The 13,426-nt window shown below is 58.3% G+C and carries 14 protein-coding genes; 12 read left to right on the forward strand and 2 right to left on the reverse strand.

Going from position 1 to position 13,426, the window contains the following annotated elements; translation table 11 throughout:
- Positions 1-12: 12 nt before the first annotated feature.
- From SM130_RS18810 to SM130_RS18830, 5 genes are all read left to right on the forward strand, one after another.
- Complete coding sequence (locus SM130_RS18810; protein WP_102826201.1) at positions 13-663, forward strand: CHAP domain-containing protein; 651 nt, start codon at positions 13-15, stop codon at positions 661-663.
- Positions 664-820: 157 nt separating this feature from the next.
- On the forward strand, positions 821-1,591 hold the full coding sequence (locus SM130_RS18815; protein WP_102826202.1) for a nuclease-related domain-containing protein: 771 nt from the start codon (positions 821-823) through the stop codon (positions 1,589-1,591).
- A 171-nt stretch (positions 1,592-1,762) separates the two neighbouring features.
- Positions 1,763-3,085 carry an SIR2 family protein gene (locus tag SM130_RS18820; RefSeq protein WP_256044938.1) on the forward strand — a complete coding sequence of 441 codons (1,323 nt, stop codon included), beginning with the start codon at positions 1,763-1,765 and terminating at the stop codon, positions 3,083-3,085.
- Positions 3,063-4,943 carry an ATP-binding protein gene (locus SM130_RS18825; protein WP_256044937.1) on the forward strand — a complete coding sequence of 627 codons (1,881 nt, stop codon included), beginning with the start codon at positions 3,063-3,065 and terminating at the stop codon, positions 4,941-4,943. Before SM130_RS18820 ends, SM130_RS18825 begins: the two co-directional genes overlap by 23 nt.
- 47 nt (positions 4,944-4,990) lie before the next feature.
- On the forward strand, positions 4,991-5,200 hold the full coding sequence (locus SM130_RS18830; RefSeq protein WP_102826203.1) for a KTSC domain-containing protein: 210 nt from the start codon (positions 4,991-4,993) through the stop codon (positions 5,198-5,200).
- Between the two features lie 486 nt (positions 5,201-5,686).
- Here the strand turns inward: SM130_RS18830 and SM130_RS18835 are convergent, their stop codons facing one another.
- Both SM130_RS18835 and SM130_RS18840 read right to left on the reverse strand, forming a co-directional pair.
- The gene (locus SM130_RS18835; protein WP_102826204.1) at positions 5,687-6,883 is read right to left on the reverse strand and encodes a type II toxin-antitoxin system HipA family toxin; all 1,197 of its coding nucleotides are present in this window, start codon (positions 6,881-6,883) and stop codon (positions 5,687-5,689) included.
- Complete coding sequence (locus SM130_RS18840) at positions 6,883-7,134, reverse strand: helix-turn-helix transcriptional regulator (RefSeq protein ID WP_102820714.1); 252 nt, start codon at positions 7,132-7,134, stop codon at positions 6,883-6,885. The genes SM130_RS18835 and SM130_RS18840 overlap by 1 nt, the downstream gene beginning before the upstream one ends.
- Before the next feature lie 380 nt (positions 7,135-7,514).
- On the opposite strand from SM130_RS18840, the gene SM130_RS18845 reads away from it, so the two are divergent.
- The 7 genes from SM130_RS18845 (at position 7,515) to SM130_RS18875 (ending at position 13,400) form a co-directional block, all read left to right on the forward strand.
- Positions 7,515-9,305: an SLC13 family permease gene (locus SM130_RS18845; protein WP_102826205.1), complete on the forward strand. Its 1,791-nt coding sequence runs from the start codon at positions 7,515-7,517 to the stop codon at positions 9,303-9,305.
- Positions 9,306-9,396: 91 nt separating this feature from the next.
- Positions 9,397-10,674 carry a bifunctional O-acetylhomoserine aminocarboxypropyltransferase/cysteine synthase gene (locus SM130_RS18850; RefSeq protein WP_102826206.1) on the forward strand — a complete coding sequence of 426 codons (1,278 nt, stop codon included), beginning with the start codon at positions 9,397-9,399 and terminating at the stop codon, positions 10,672-10,674.
- 79 nt (positions 10,675-10,753) lie between these two features.
- Positions 10,754-11,191 (forward strand): thioredoxin TrxC, encoded by a 438-nt coding sequence (gene trxC, locus SM130_RS18855; RefSeq protein WP_102826207.1) that lies wholly within the window; start codon positions 10,754-10,756, stop codon positions 11,189-11,191.
- A 187-nt stretch (positions 11,192-11,378) separates the two neighbouring features.
- Positions 11,379-12,104, forward strand: a complete 726-nt coding sequence (locus SM130_RS18860) for a beta-ketoacyl synthase chain length factor (RefSeq protein ID WP_102826208.1) — start codon at positions 11,379-11,381, stop codon at positions 12,102-12,104.
- Positions 12,080-12,886, forward strand: coding sequence for a lysophospholipid acyltransferase family protein (locus SM130_RS18865; protein ID WP_102826209.1), 807 nt, complete (start codon positions 12,080-12,082; stop codon positions 12,884-12,886). The genes SM130_RS18860 and SM130_RS18865 overlap by 25 nt, the downstream gene beginning before the upstream one ends.
- On the forward strand, positions 12,867-13,130 hold the full coding sequence (locus tag SM130_RS18870) for a phosphopantetheine-binding protein (protein WP_102826210.1): 264 nt from the start codon (positions 12,867-12,869) through the stop codon (positions 13,128-13,130). The genes SM130_RS18865 and SM130_RS18870 overlap by 20 nt, the downstream gene beginning before the upstream one ends.
- A 12-nt stretch (positions 13,131-13,142) precedes the next feature.
- The gene (locus SM130_RS18875; RefSeq protein ID WP_023446006.1) at positions 13,143-13,400 is read left to right on the forward strand and encodes an acyl carrier protein; all 258 of its coding nucleotides are present in this window, start codon (positions 13,143-13,145) and stop codon (positions 13,398-13,400) included.
- The last annotated feature ends 26 nt before the right edge of the window (positions 13,401-13,426 follow it).

Consider the following 13,426-nt stretch of genomic DNA (forward strand, 5'->3'; position numbering starts at 1 on the left):
GCGAGTTTTGATATGAGAAAACGCCTACGCACCTGGCTCATTGCCGGTGCGCTACTGCCGCTGGCCGCGCTGGCGGTTTATGCCGCCGTTACCCGAATAGATCCCAATCCCCGGCATTCCATCGGCGAGCAACTCGATGAGCTAAACGGCGTAGCCATTTACTACAACGGTGGGGTCAATACGGTGCAAGGCCGTAACCTGACTCAGGACGGATACAACCTCGGGCTTCGCTTTCAATGCGTTGAGTTCGTCAAACGCTACTACTTCGAACGCCACGGCCACCGCATGCCCGATACCTACGGGCATGCCAAAGACTTCTTTGATCGTCGCGTCGGTGATGGCAGCATGAATGCCAAGCGCGGCATGTTGCAGTTCACCAACGGCAGCACCATGCCGCCGCAGGCAGACGATTTACTGGTGTTCGCCCCCTCACTGCTCAACCGCTACGGGCACGTCGCGATCATTGCCAGCGTCGGCAGCGACGCACTGGAGATAGCTCAACAAAACCCAGGGCCTTTTGGCCGTTCCAGGGAAAGTCTGGCCCTAGCCCACCGTGACGGCCGCTGGTATCTCGGAAATGACAAGGTGCAAGGTTGGCTCCGGCTGCCTACTGCGGATGAACAATACCCAACGCAAAATCCAAGTGCCGGATTGGTTCACTAGCTACGCTGTGTAGGGTCTGCAGGAGCGATAAATGACGAATTCGAGCCTTAATGGCAGCGCATCGAAATGGCTCTAGATCAACAGAAATAAAGGTTCGTTCAACTACACTCGCTTTCGGTAAGATCCGGCAAGTTGCTGAATCAATCGAGGCAGAGAAATGGACTTCACCCCGATCATCGCGCAAGTGTGGGGCACGCTGGGTTGGTTTATCCCGCTGTTCCTGCTGATAGGCCTGTTCAAGTCGCCTTGGGCCAAGGGTCATATTGGTGAACTCCTGGTGCGGCTGTTTGCCCGTTGGCAACTGGATAAGCGGACCTACCGCCGCCTGCACAACGTCACGCTGAATACGCCAGACGGCACCACGCAGATCGACCACGTATTCCTCTCGCCCTACGGCATCTTCGTGCTGGAAACGAAGAACATGAGTGGCTGGATCTTCGGCAGCGAGAAGCAGGCGCAGTGGACGCAGAAGCTCTACAAACGCACGTTCAAATTCCAGAACCCGCTGCGGCAGAATTACAAGCACCTCAAAGCCCTGGAAGCCACCCTCGGCGTAGACCCCGAGCACTTGCACTCGGTAATCACCTTTGTCGGCGGCAGCACCTTCAAAACCGAAGTGCCGCCCAACGTGACCCAGGGCATCGGCTTTATCCGCGATATCAAGTCATTCCAGCAGCCGGTATTCAGCGAGGCTGAAGTCGACGCGATGCTGCGAGCCTTGCTAACCGGCCGCCGCGCGCCAACCCTCGCCACCCACCGCGAGCATGTGCAAAACGTTAAACGTCGTAGTGACCCAACAGCCGAGCGGCAGTGCCCTAAATGCGGCAGCGCGTTACTGATTCGTACAGTGAAATCAGGAGCTAAAGCGGGGGCGAAGTTTTGGGGGTGCTCGGCATTTCCTAAGTGTCGGACGATGCAGAGCCTATGAAAGGCCGCAGCGTAGGGTTGGAAATCGTGGATGCCCCACCAATGGGGCTTGAATAAATATAGGCCCGGAGCCCGGAAACAGCGACTTGAGATATGCATTGCATTTCACCACGACCATCGAGAGTTGATCGTGTGTTGTATCCAGATAATAAAGCCCAAGGGAACTGAAGCTGTGACCAATACTTCGAGCACAAATCCTTCGCAAACTGCGGCGACAACTGGCGGCGCATTTGCGCCCCCTGCCCTTCCTGCCATCCATGACGCAGCACAGCAGGCCCGAAACCTACGACAGGTACTTCAAGACGATAAGCAGCGTATCGGCTGCTTTGTTGGCGCTGGGTGCCCCTTAGGCGTCTACGATGCAGCTGGTAATAAAAGTATCGTCCTGATCCCGGCAGTCCTGGAGCTGACTAAGCGAATCGCTGCCGGCCTCCAAGCTATCGACGAGGCCGCCGTCGCGAAGTCGAAATACAAAGCGAACTGGGATGCATTGTGGGCTGAGTGCAAATCGGATACAGAAAAAGATCCGACTGTCGAAGATGTTTTGACGGAACTACGCACTCTGGCCAATCGCCGAGGGACTGCCGCAGTGTTGGGGATGACGAAGACGGAGCTCAGCGAACTGGATGAAAAAATCTGCTTTCTGATCGCTGTGGAAGTTCGTAAGCCATTGCCCGAATACAGAAACGCCTACAACCGCTTCGCGTCCTGGATTGGCGGAGTGCACCGGGACTCACCCGTTGAGATATTTACACCTAATTACGACGTGCTTTTTGAACAAGCATTTGAACAACATCCGCTTCCCCATTTCGACGGCTTCGTAGGATCGCATAAACCCTGGTTTGACTTGTCATCAATTGAGCACGATGTAATACCGTCAAGGTGGACGAGACTGTGGAAGCTACACGGCTCAATCAATTGGGAAAAAAGCGAAGAAATAGTAAACGGCGCGAAAGTTACGCGCGTCGTTCGCGTCACACGGGAAGCTGAAGCAGGCAAGGTCATGATATTCCCATCACACCTCAAGTATGACCAAAGCCGCCGTATGCCATACCTCGCAATGCTCGACAGATTACGAGCATTCTTCCACGGGAAAGATGCTCCAAGATTAATAGTCTGTGGCTACTCCTTCCTTGATGAGCACTTGAATGAAGTTCTACTGGATGGTTTGCGAGGCAATCGCAACGCTCAATGCTTTGCCCTTATGTATTCGGGTCTCAATAACCACTCAAGAGCTGTTGAATATGCCGTAAAGCAAAGCAACCTTACGGTCCTTGCCTGGGACGGCGCAGTAGTGGGAACCCGCGTAGGTCTATACCGTCCTGGGACAACTGGAGGAAATGAGCACAAGCCGTGGCTAACAGAGGAACAAGTAGGCGAGGACGAGCCTATAGTACTCCAGCCCCGAAGCCGCCTAGGTGACTTTCACTACTTCGGTCTATTTCTTGAGCAACTGTGCGGTGGAAGCAATCATGATGCGCAACACGCCCTTTAATTCTGATCCATCTCGACTGGGAAGTGTTGAGGACGTCAATGGTTCCAGTATTAGCGTGAAACTTTCTGATAGCACACCGGGAGGGCTTCTATTCGTAAATGGTGAGGCGTATCGAGTTGGCCAAGTTGGCGGTTTTGTTCGCATTCCATCTGGCTATGTAGACTTATATGGCGTCATATCGCAAGTTGGGGCCGGTGCCGCGCCAGGCCCGCCTGAGCTTGCGCCTCAATTTGGCAATCGCTGGCTTAGGGTAGAGCTCGTGGGACAAGGACGAAGAGGGACTAAATTTGAGCGCGGTATCGCCCAATACCCATCGATTGGAGACTCAGTACATGTAGTCACTGAGTCCGATTTAAAAACAGTTTATGCGCCGGAGGACGACGATGGCTATGTAGCAGTGGGGCGCGTTACCAGCGCCGACTCTATTCGTGCATACCTGGATATGAACCGCCTAGTTACCCGCCATTCGGCCATTGTCGGAAGTACAGGCTCAGGAAAGTCAAACGCAGTAGCAAATATATTGGGCGCTGTTTCCGATCGATCACGCTTTCAGTCTGCCCGCGTGGTGTTGTTCGATCTTCATGGGGAGTACGCAAAGGCGTTTGGTGATCAGGCTCGTGTATTTCGAGTAGGCGCTGACATAAATGCGGGAGAACGGGAGTTACATGTTCCGTTTTGGGCACTTACAGCCGAAGAGTTTATCTCTCTGTCGATGGGCTCTGTCACCGGTACTCCGTTGACCTTATTGCAAGAAAAGTTGCTAGCCAGCAAGCGCGCGGCTAAGGCCGGAGGTCTTGCGCATGGCTTACCCGACCTCACAATCACAGTTGATACACCTCTGCCATTCTCGGCGTACCAACTTTGGCATGACCTATACTCGCTTCATTGCGCTAGCCACTCCGTTAGTAAAAATCAGAACCAGACTGAGGCTACACGAGCATATTTAGAGGACGGCACGCCACCAATTAAGCAAGTGGGAAATGGCGATCTACTTTCTCGACCTCGTTTCAGGCCATTAAAAGATGTAAAAGATGACCCTGACAAAGTTTATTCTGGGCTATATAGCGATTTACCCCGCGCGCATCTCGATAGCTTCGAAAGCAAACTTCGCGATCCTCGGATGCAGTTTCTATTTCGCCCAGGCCAGTGGGCGCCAGATAAAAACGGTACGACCGTCGCGGATCTTGACGCGCTGCTCGAAGAATGGATCGGTGCGGACAAACCTATCTCAGTATTTGATTTATCAGGCATTCCCACCGCTGTGGTAGACGATTTGGTTGGTGCTGTTCTGCGAATACTGTATGACTCAATCTTCTGGGGCCGAATGAAGAAAGAGGGCGGGAGGAGCCGGCCACTCTTAGTCGTTCTTGAAGAGGCGCACGTATATTTAGGCCCACAAGCAAGAAACCGAGCTTCAACAGCAGCAAAACGCATCGCAAAAGAGGGTAGAAAGTACGGAGTTGGATTGATGCTGGTTAGCCAGCGCCCATCTGAAATAGATACAACCATCCTCTCACAATGCGGAACTGTTATTGCTCTCCGCCTGACTAACGACTCAGACCGCTCCCAAGTTACGTCTTGCGCATCTGACAACTTAAAGGGCCTTTTTTCAATGCTACCTATTCTCCGGACCGGCGAAGCGTTAATCGTCGGCGAGGCCGTCAATATGCCAATCAGAGCTATTATTGATCGACCTCCTGAAGGTAGGCGCCCTGAAAGTGACGATCCAGCAGTCGTAGTACCAAAGGACAATAATGGAAATCGTATAAGAAGTGGCGGCTGGACTGAGCCTGTTCTTGACGAGAATTACAAGCCATTAATTGAAGCTTGGCGTAAACAGGACCCAAACGCAGGGTGATCTATTCCGTAAACCCTACTATTGAACAAAACCAAAGGAAAAGCCTAATGGAACGTACCGCAGTCACATCAAGCAATGTCTGTTCAATTGGCTATGACGTTGACAGCCAAACTCTTGAAGTAGAGTACAACAACGGGGCTGTATATCAATATTCAGGCGTTCCTGAATATGAATATACAGGGCTCATGGATTCGGGCTCAAAAGGCACACGTATGCATTCGCATATTAAGAAGCAGTATTCCTGCTCGAAGCTCTGACATCAGCCTGTGAAGGCAATGGGGCAGACCATGGCTTAGGAAATTAAACCTGGTCTTTCCCTGCTGCCCACCCACCGCAATCTCAATCCTGAGCGCGCACGAGCCACAGATCAGCACATTACCGCAACTATATCGATGCCTGCTTGCCACGCTTGTGTGAGCGGGCAAGTAATGTACCCCAGCGTTGGTAACGGCTCCCTAATCAACACCTGACCGTTTCGCGGTACAAAAAACAGTCCACTGGCGGTACAGTGCCCAGCTTTTACAGCTTTCGCTTAATTTCGCTCGAACCGCTCTACGGCGCTGCCTTCAGCTCACTGTACCTGCGCTAAGCTACGCCCGATTTCACGGGCTTTGCAGTGTTTCCAGGCAACTCATAATCCTTTGGTCCACGGTTCGAGTCCGTGTGGGCCCACCACCTTTAAAGCCGCGCACTGCGCGGCTTTTTCGTATCCGGCGGCACTCTCTGGAGTCGCCCCAAGCGGGCTAGCCAAACGTCTGCATAAATGGCTCAGCACAATGCCTGATTGCCGCGACCACATGCGGTGCCTGCTCGCCCAGCTCAGTTGAGCGAGCTAGCACCCGCTCCAGTGCTTGCAACTGCTTGCGGATCACTTCTTCCGGCTGCGCCACATCGCAGACCCGCGCGAAGTCCAGCAGCCCTTGGCGCGAGGCGAACAGCGACTTGTTGCCCACAAGGTCCAGCGCCAATACGTCCTCTGGAATATAGGCCGTGGTGTTGACGATATCGTAGGCCGGGGCGAGTCGCGCATCGCGCTGGGTCGGGTCGGAATACAGCAGCCCAAAGTTCTTCAGATGGGCGTCGCCATTACCGACGATGCAGCTCAGGGCCACCATGGCAAATAGCTGCGCCAATGAGCTCTGCACCTGTTCGGGCGGGCAGAACAGGCGGACGGCCTTGGCGATGGCCGAATAGCTCTTGCTGTACTTTTGCTCCGCAGCCAGCCCCATCAATGCCGCCATATCCTCGAAACCGATGGGGTTGAGCTGCTTATCCCTGTCGAAGCGGCGCATTACGAACAGCTTGGCATTGGCGGAGAGGTAGAACTCCGGCACTGCAATGCCCGCCTCCTTGGCCACAGACATGCAAAGGAACTCGTTGATCGCCAGCCCCGGGAACTCATCGCGGCCGCTCTTGATGATCAGGTCAGAGGTTTTCGAGGTGAAGCGCTGTGGCGCTGAATCCGGATGCTCTGGCACCAGCACCTTCGGCTGCACGCCCGATATGCCGGCACGCAGGATGTAGCGATCCACCAGGCCGGCGAAAATATCTTCTGCACCGTCCCAGGCGAGGATTTCTTCGAGTTTTTCTCCGGGGAACTGCTGCCTGCGCAACAGCGCATCGACCTCAGGCGAGCTGACCGCCACCCGCCCGATAGGCGAACTGCTACCAGACAGCGCCAACAGCAACATCGGGTCAACGTTCGCCACCTTGGCCAGGCGGTTGCGCAGCTGCTCCAGGACGTACCCTTCCGGCAGGTTCATCTGGAAAATGGGGTGCAGCTCCCGATGGCGGAATTCGTCCAGGCGCACCGGCATGAGCAAGCTGATGGCGGCCTTTGCTTCTGCGTCCTCGCGGTAGCGGAACAGATAGTCTCCGGCGCTGGTAAGAATCTTCCCGCTGTCACCCTCTGGCGTTGCAACCTGCAGCACGGCTGTCATCAGTCGAATACTCCGTGGATTTCGTCCAGCGTGGGCATGGCTGCCGGCACCACATTGAGCTCAGCGTCGAGGGCTGCCAGCACTCGCGCATAGGCAATCATCCCCACCGAGAGGTCGCCCTTCTCGATGGCGATAACCTTTTGCCGGGTGATGCCGGCCAGGGAAGCGAGCGCGGCTTGAGTCAGCCCGCGATTGAGACGGCGCTGCCGAAGCTGCTCGCCAAGGCGCAGTGTGATGAGGGAGTAGTCCATGTTCTGTATACGCGACAATTTTTATGAAATGTAACGTATACCTGACCAGCCAAGAAATCAAAGGTCTTTGGCTTGCTCAACTCCACGAAGCGGCGCTACGACTGCGTTTGCGGTAGGTTTCCAGCACCTGCTGATAGTTCTCTACGCTCGCGCCAGGTGGTTAAGTCCGTGTGGGTCCGCCACCATCAAAGCCGCGCGGTGCTGGGGCCGTGACGCTACCCAATGAAGCCTCTGCGCCTGCGCCACGTGGCCACTATTGGTAATAACCAAATCGCATATAAACATCAGGAAAGGTTTCTGGACTCTCTAAGCTGACGTCTCTATCGTGCGCCGCGGGGTCGTTGTTTCGACCCGACTACTCGCCACCCTTAAGGACGTCCATGCTTCCAGAATCGCTGCCGCTGTTGTTCGTCTGCGCCTTGCTGATCTGGGTGTTGGTGGCGTTCGTAAGGGAGAGCTGGAGCCCGGATATCGTCGTGGCGATTGCTGTGGCGGTGCTGCTGGCGACGCAGCTGCTGACGCCCGGCGAGGTGCTCGGTGTGCTGTCCAACTCGGCCCCGGTCACCATCGCCTGCATGTTCATCATTTCCGCGGCACTGGAACGTACCGGCTGCATCGATGCGCTGGGCAATTGGCTCGGCAATCTGGTGGGCACCAGCCCTACGCGGGTACTGTTCGGCCTGACGATCACTGCATTGGTAATCTCCGCCTGCCTGAACAACACACCGGTGGTGGCGATCCTTACCCCTGTGGCGATTTCGCTGGCCAAGCGCGCCGGCACCACGCCCTCCAAGCTGCTGATTCCGCTGTCGTACGCGACCATTCTTGGCGGCACGCTGACGATGATCGGCACCTCGACCAACATTCTTGTCGACGGCGTGGCGCGCAAAGCAGGCCTGGCGCCGTTCGGCATGTTCGAAATCACTGGGGCAGGCCTGATCATGGCCGCCGCCGGGATGGCCTATCTGCTGACCATCGGCAAGCATCTGCTGCCGGAACGCGACACGCTGTCCAAGTTGCTCGGCCCGCGCCTGGATCGCAATTTCATGACCGAGCTGCGCGTGCCGTCGAACTCGCCGGTGATCGGCAAGACCATTGCCGAGGCCAACCTCAACGGCGGCAGCGGCCTGCAGGTACTGCAGGTTAGCCGTGAAGCCCAGGTGTTCAGCCGCCCGGAGCATGACTTCACCCTGAACGCCGGCGACCTGCTGATGATTCACGGCCAGGTAAAGGACGTGGTGGAGCTGCGCGAAAGTGGCCACCTGACCTTCAACCGTGGCGACGCCTTCGAAACCATCAGCAGTGAGGACGTAATTCTCGCCGAGGCCATCGTCGGCCGCGGCTCGCGCTACAGCCACCGCCCGATGCGCGATCTCGACCTTTCTGCGCGCTATGGCATCAGCGTGCTGGCGGTGCATCGCCAGGACGAGAACATCCAGGGCAACTTCGACGATTTCCAGCTGCAGTTCGGCGACGTGATGCTGGTCGAAGGTACGCCGGCGCAGATCAAGCGTTTCGCCGATAACGGTGAGCTGATCAGCCTCAATGCCGTGCAGGAGCGCGCCTTCCGCCGCGACAAAGCACCGATCGCAATCATCGCCACGCTGGCAGTCATGACGCTGGCGGCCTTCGGCGTGATGCCCATCGAGGGCCTGGCGATCATCGGCGCGGCATCCGTGCTGGCGACCCGCTGCCTGGATGTTGAGGATGCCTATAAAGCGGTGGACTGGAAGATCCTCAGTCTCATCTTCGGCATGCTGGCGATCAGCATCGCCATGGACAAGGTGGGCCTGGTGCAGCTGATCGTGCAGAACGTGACCACGCTGACGCCCTGGGCCGGGCCGCTGTTCATGCTTTCCTTTATCTACCTGCTGACGTCCTTGCTCACCGAGATGCTGTCGAACAACGCTGTGGCGGTGCTCATCACCCCGATCGCCATCGGCCTGGCCCAGCACATGGGTGTCGACCCCCGTGCGTTCGTGGTCGCGGTGATGTTCGCCGCCAGCGCCAGCTTCGCCACGCCGATCGGCTATCAGACCAACACCTTTGTCTATAACGCCGGCGGCTATCGCTTCACCGACTTTCTCAAGATCGGCATCCCGCTGAACCTGCTGCTGTGGATGGTCGGCACGCTGGTGATCCCGCTGTTCTGGCCGCTTACGCCGCTTTGACGATCAGGCTTGCCCTGGGTCATTGACCGGTTTGCCATTCAGTTTCATGCTCTGCGGCCTTTGCCCGACCAACAAGAAAAAGGAGCGAGTCATGAAACTGGAAACCCTGGCCATCCATGCCGGCTACAGCCCTGACCCCACCACCCGAGCGGTGGCGGTGCCGATCTACCAGACCACCTCCTACGCCTTCGACGACACCCAGCACGGTGCGGACCTGTTCGACCTGAAGGTACCGGGCAACATCTATACGCGCATCATGAACCCCACCACCGACGTGCTCGAGCAGCGCGTCGCGGCATTGGAAGGTGGCGTGGCGGCATTGGCCGTTGCATCGGGCATGGCGGCGATCACCTACGCCATCCAGACCATCGCTGAAGTCGGTGACAACATCGTCTCGGTGGCCAAGCTGTACGGCGGCACCTACAACCTGTTCGCCCACACCCTGCCGCGCCAGGGCATCGAGGTGCGCTTCGCCGCCCACGATGACATCGCCGCGCTGGAGTCGCTGATCGACGAGCGCACCAAGGCGGTGTTCTGCGAATCCATCGGCAACCCTGCCGGCAACATCATTGATCTCGCCGCGCTGGCCGAAGCCGCGCACCGCCATGGCGTGCCGCTGATCGTCGACAACACCGTCGCCACGCCGATGCTCTGCCGGCCGTTCGAGCATGGCGCGGATATCGTCGTGCACTCGCTGACCAAGTACATGGGCGGTCACGGCACCAGCATCGGCGGCATCGTGGTCGATTCCGGCAAGTTTCCCTGGGCGCAGCACAAGGAGCGCTTCGCGCTGCTCAACACGCCCGATGTGTCCTATCACGGCGTTACGTACACCGAGGCATTCGGCCCCGCTGCCTTCATCGGACGCTGCCGCGTGGTGCCGCTGCGCAACATGGGCGCGGCAATCTCGCCGTTCAACTCGTTCCTCATCCTGCAGGGGCTGGAAACCCTGGCGCTGCGCATGGAGCGCCACTGCGAGAACGCCTTGAAGGTTGCCGAATTCCTACAGGCGCATCCGCAAGTGGCTTGGGTGAAGTACGCCGGGCTGCCGGATCACCCTGAGCATGAGTTGGCGCGTCGCTACATGGGCGGCACCCCGGCGTCGATCCTCTGCTTCGGCATCGAAGGTGGCATCGAAGCCGGCGCGCGGTTCATCGATGCGCTCGAGCTGGTGGTGCGGCTGGTCAATATCGGCGACGCCAAGTCGTTGGCCTGTCACCCGGCCAGTACCACGCACCGTCAGCTGAATGCCGACGAACTGGCTCGGGCGGGTGTTTCCCAGGATCTGATCCGGCTGTCCATCGGCATCGAGCACATCGACGATATCCTCGCCGATCTGGCCCAGGCGCTTAGCGCGTCGAAAGGCTAAGACCACAAAGCAGCACGCCGCGGCTTGATATCCCGCGGCGAGGCTCCACATTATCGGCATACCGCTGTGGAACCTCGTTATGACCGAATCGCTGATCGTCCCCTGCGCGCATTGCGCCAGCCTCAACCGCATCCCCGCCGACCGCCTGCAAGACGCGCCGCGTTGCGGCCGCTGCAAGGCCGAGACACTGACGAATGCGCCATTCGACCTGCAACAGAGCCAGTTCGCCAACCAGATCAAGGGCGACCTGCCGCTACTGGTGGATGTGTGGGCCAGCTGGTGCGGCCCCTGCCGCAGCTTCGCCCCGACCTTCGCCCAGGCAGCCATCCAGCTCCAAGGCCGCTGCCGCCTGGCCAAGCTCGACAGCGAAGCCAATGCACAGCTGTCGACGCAACTCGGCATCCGCTCGATTCCCAGCCTGATACTGTTCCGCAACGGCCACGAAGTTTCGCGGCAGAGCGGCGCCATGCCGCTGCCTCAGCTGATGGCATGGTTGGCGCAGCAGGGAGTTCGATAACGCCTGCCGGACATTTGATAAAGCGGCGAGTTCCACAAGTATTGCGACCTCCCATCAGGATATGTATCGCAATGTTTGCCTAGCGTTCATGGCACTTGGATAATGCACGCACTTTTCGAGCGGCACTTCCAATGCAAGCAATACACGGACGTCTGCGCGCCGGCCTCGCCACGAGAGCCGCGCGAGCATGAGCGCAATACGCTTCGACATCGACCAATGGCAGGCCTGGGCTCCGGGCCGTACCTGCCAGGCCGATTGGTTGCGCTGGGCGCAGTCCGGTGATTGGGAGGACGATCCGCAGGCGCAGCCAGATGCATCCTTTCTGCCAGCGATGCAGCGCCGCCGCTTGAGCCGGCTGGCGCGGATGGTATTTGCCGTCGCCCATCCACTGGCCGAAGGTCAGCCTCCGATGCCGCTGGTATACGCCTCGCGCCATGGCGAAACCACGCGCAATTTCGCCTTGCTCAGCGACCTGGCGAACGAGCAGCCGCTGTCGCCGACTCAGTTCAGCCTGTCCGTGCACAACGCCATCGTCGGGCTCTGGTCGATCTTCCAGGGCGACTGCAGCGAGATGACGGCTCTTGCGGCAGAGGGCGACGGGCTGGAGCACGCCATGCTCGAGGCAACCTTGCTGCTGAACGAAGGCGCGCCAGCCGTGCTGCTGGTGATAGCAGAAGAAACGCCCCCCGAGGCCTATCGTCCCTGGATCGACGACGCCAGCATCCCCTATGCACTGGCGCTGCGATTGACCGCCGGTGACAGTTGGCAACTGCAATTGCAGCCCGCCGATGAAACTGCAGCGCAGCTGCCGCAAGTCCATGCTCTGCAATTGATCAGGGCCTTGCTAGGCGGCCATCCCCAATTCACGCATCACTGGAAGACGCGCAAATGGAACTGGCAGCGGACTCGCTGAAGCGCCCCAATGCGCCGTGGCTGTGGCGACTCATTGCCACCGGGCTTTCCTTCGCCTTGTTTGGCATCGGCGGCCTTTGCCTGCGCCTGATTATCTTCCCGCTGCTTTCACTGCTGCCGGGCGATGCCGCCACGCACCGTCGCCGAGCTCGCCAGACGGTAAGCCGGCTGTTCTGGTTGTTTGTGCAGTTCATGTACCGCAGCGGTGTGCTGACCTATGAGGTAGAGGGCGCCGAACGGCTCGGTCGCCCGGGGCAATTGATCATCGCCAATCACCCATCGCTCATCGACGTCGTCGTGCTGATCGCGCTGATTCGCGACGCCAATTGCATCGTCAAGCAGAGCCTTTGGGACAACCCCTTCACTCGTGGCCCGATCCGCGCGGCGCAGTACATCAGCAATAACGGCAGTGCCGATATGCTCGACGAAGCAGCCGAAGCCCTGCAGCAGGGCCAGACGCTGATCATCTTTCCCGAGGGGACTCGCACCACTCCCGGACAGTCTCCGCAGTTTCATCGCGGCGCAGCAGCCATTGCCTTGCGCGGCGCACGCTTGGTGACGCCCGTGGTGATCAGCGTGACGCCAACCACGCTGACCAAAGCCGAACCCTGGTATCGCATTCCATCGCGACGCTTCCATTTCCGCCTGCGTGTCGGTGACGACATCGACCCACAGGTGTTCGCCGCCCAAGGCGCAGCACCGATCGCCTCGCGACGACTCAACGACCATCTGCACCGACACTTCATAAAGGAACTCGCATTCGATGAGCCAACTCAAGCTTGAAATCAAGCAACTGATCATCGACGCCCTGGGTCTGGAAGACCTCGGCCCGGATGACATCATTGCTGACCAACCGCTGTTCGGCGAAGGCCTTGGCCTGGACTCGGTGGACGCGCTGGAACTTGGCCTGGCAATCCAGAAGCGCTTCGGCATCAAGATCGACGCCGACGCCAAGGACACTCGCAAGCACTTCGCTAACGTCGACAGCCTGGCGGCCTTCGTCAGCGCCAACCGCGCCACCGCCTGAGGAGCATCTCCCGTGAACAGCCGTAACGAGATTTTCCAGACCCTGCGTGATGCCCTGGTCGAACTGTTCGAACTCGAGCCCGAGCGCATTACCCTCGAAGCCAATCTGTATCAGGACCTGGAGATCGACAGCATCGACGCCGTTGACCTGATCGATCACATCAAGCGCCAGACCGGCAAGAAAATCGCCGCCGAAGAGTTCAAGGCCGTGCGTACCGTGGGCGATGTCGTCGAGGCGGTCTATCGCCTGACCAACACCGAGACGGCCTAACAAGCGCTGCAGCGTACCCACGGTAT

This window comes from Stutzerimonas stutzeri, from assembly GCF_038561965.1.
Taxonomy (GTDB): domain Bacteria; phylum Pseudomonadota; class Gammaproteobacteria; order Pseudomonadales; family Pseudomonadaceae; genus Stutzerimonas; species Stutzerimonas stutzeri_AA.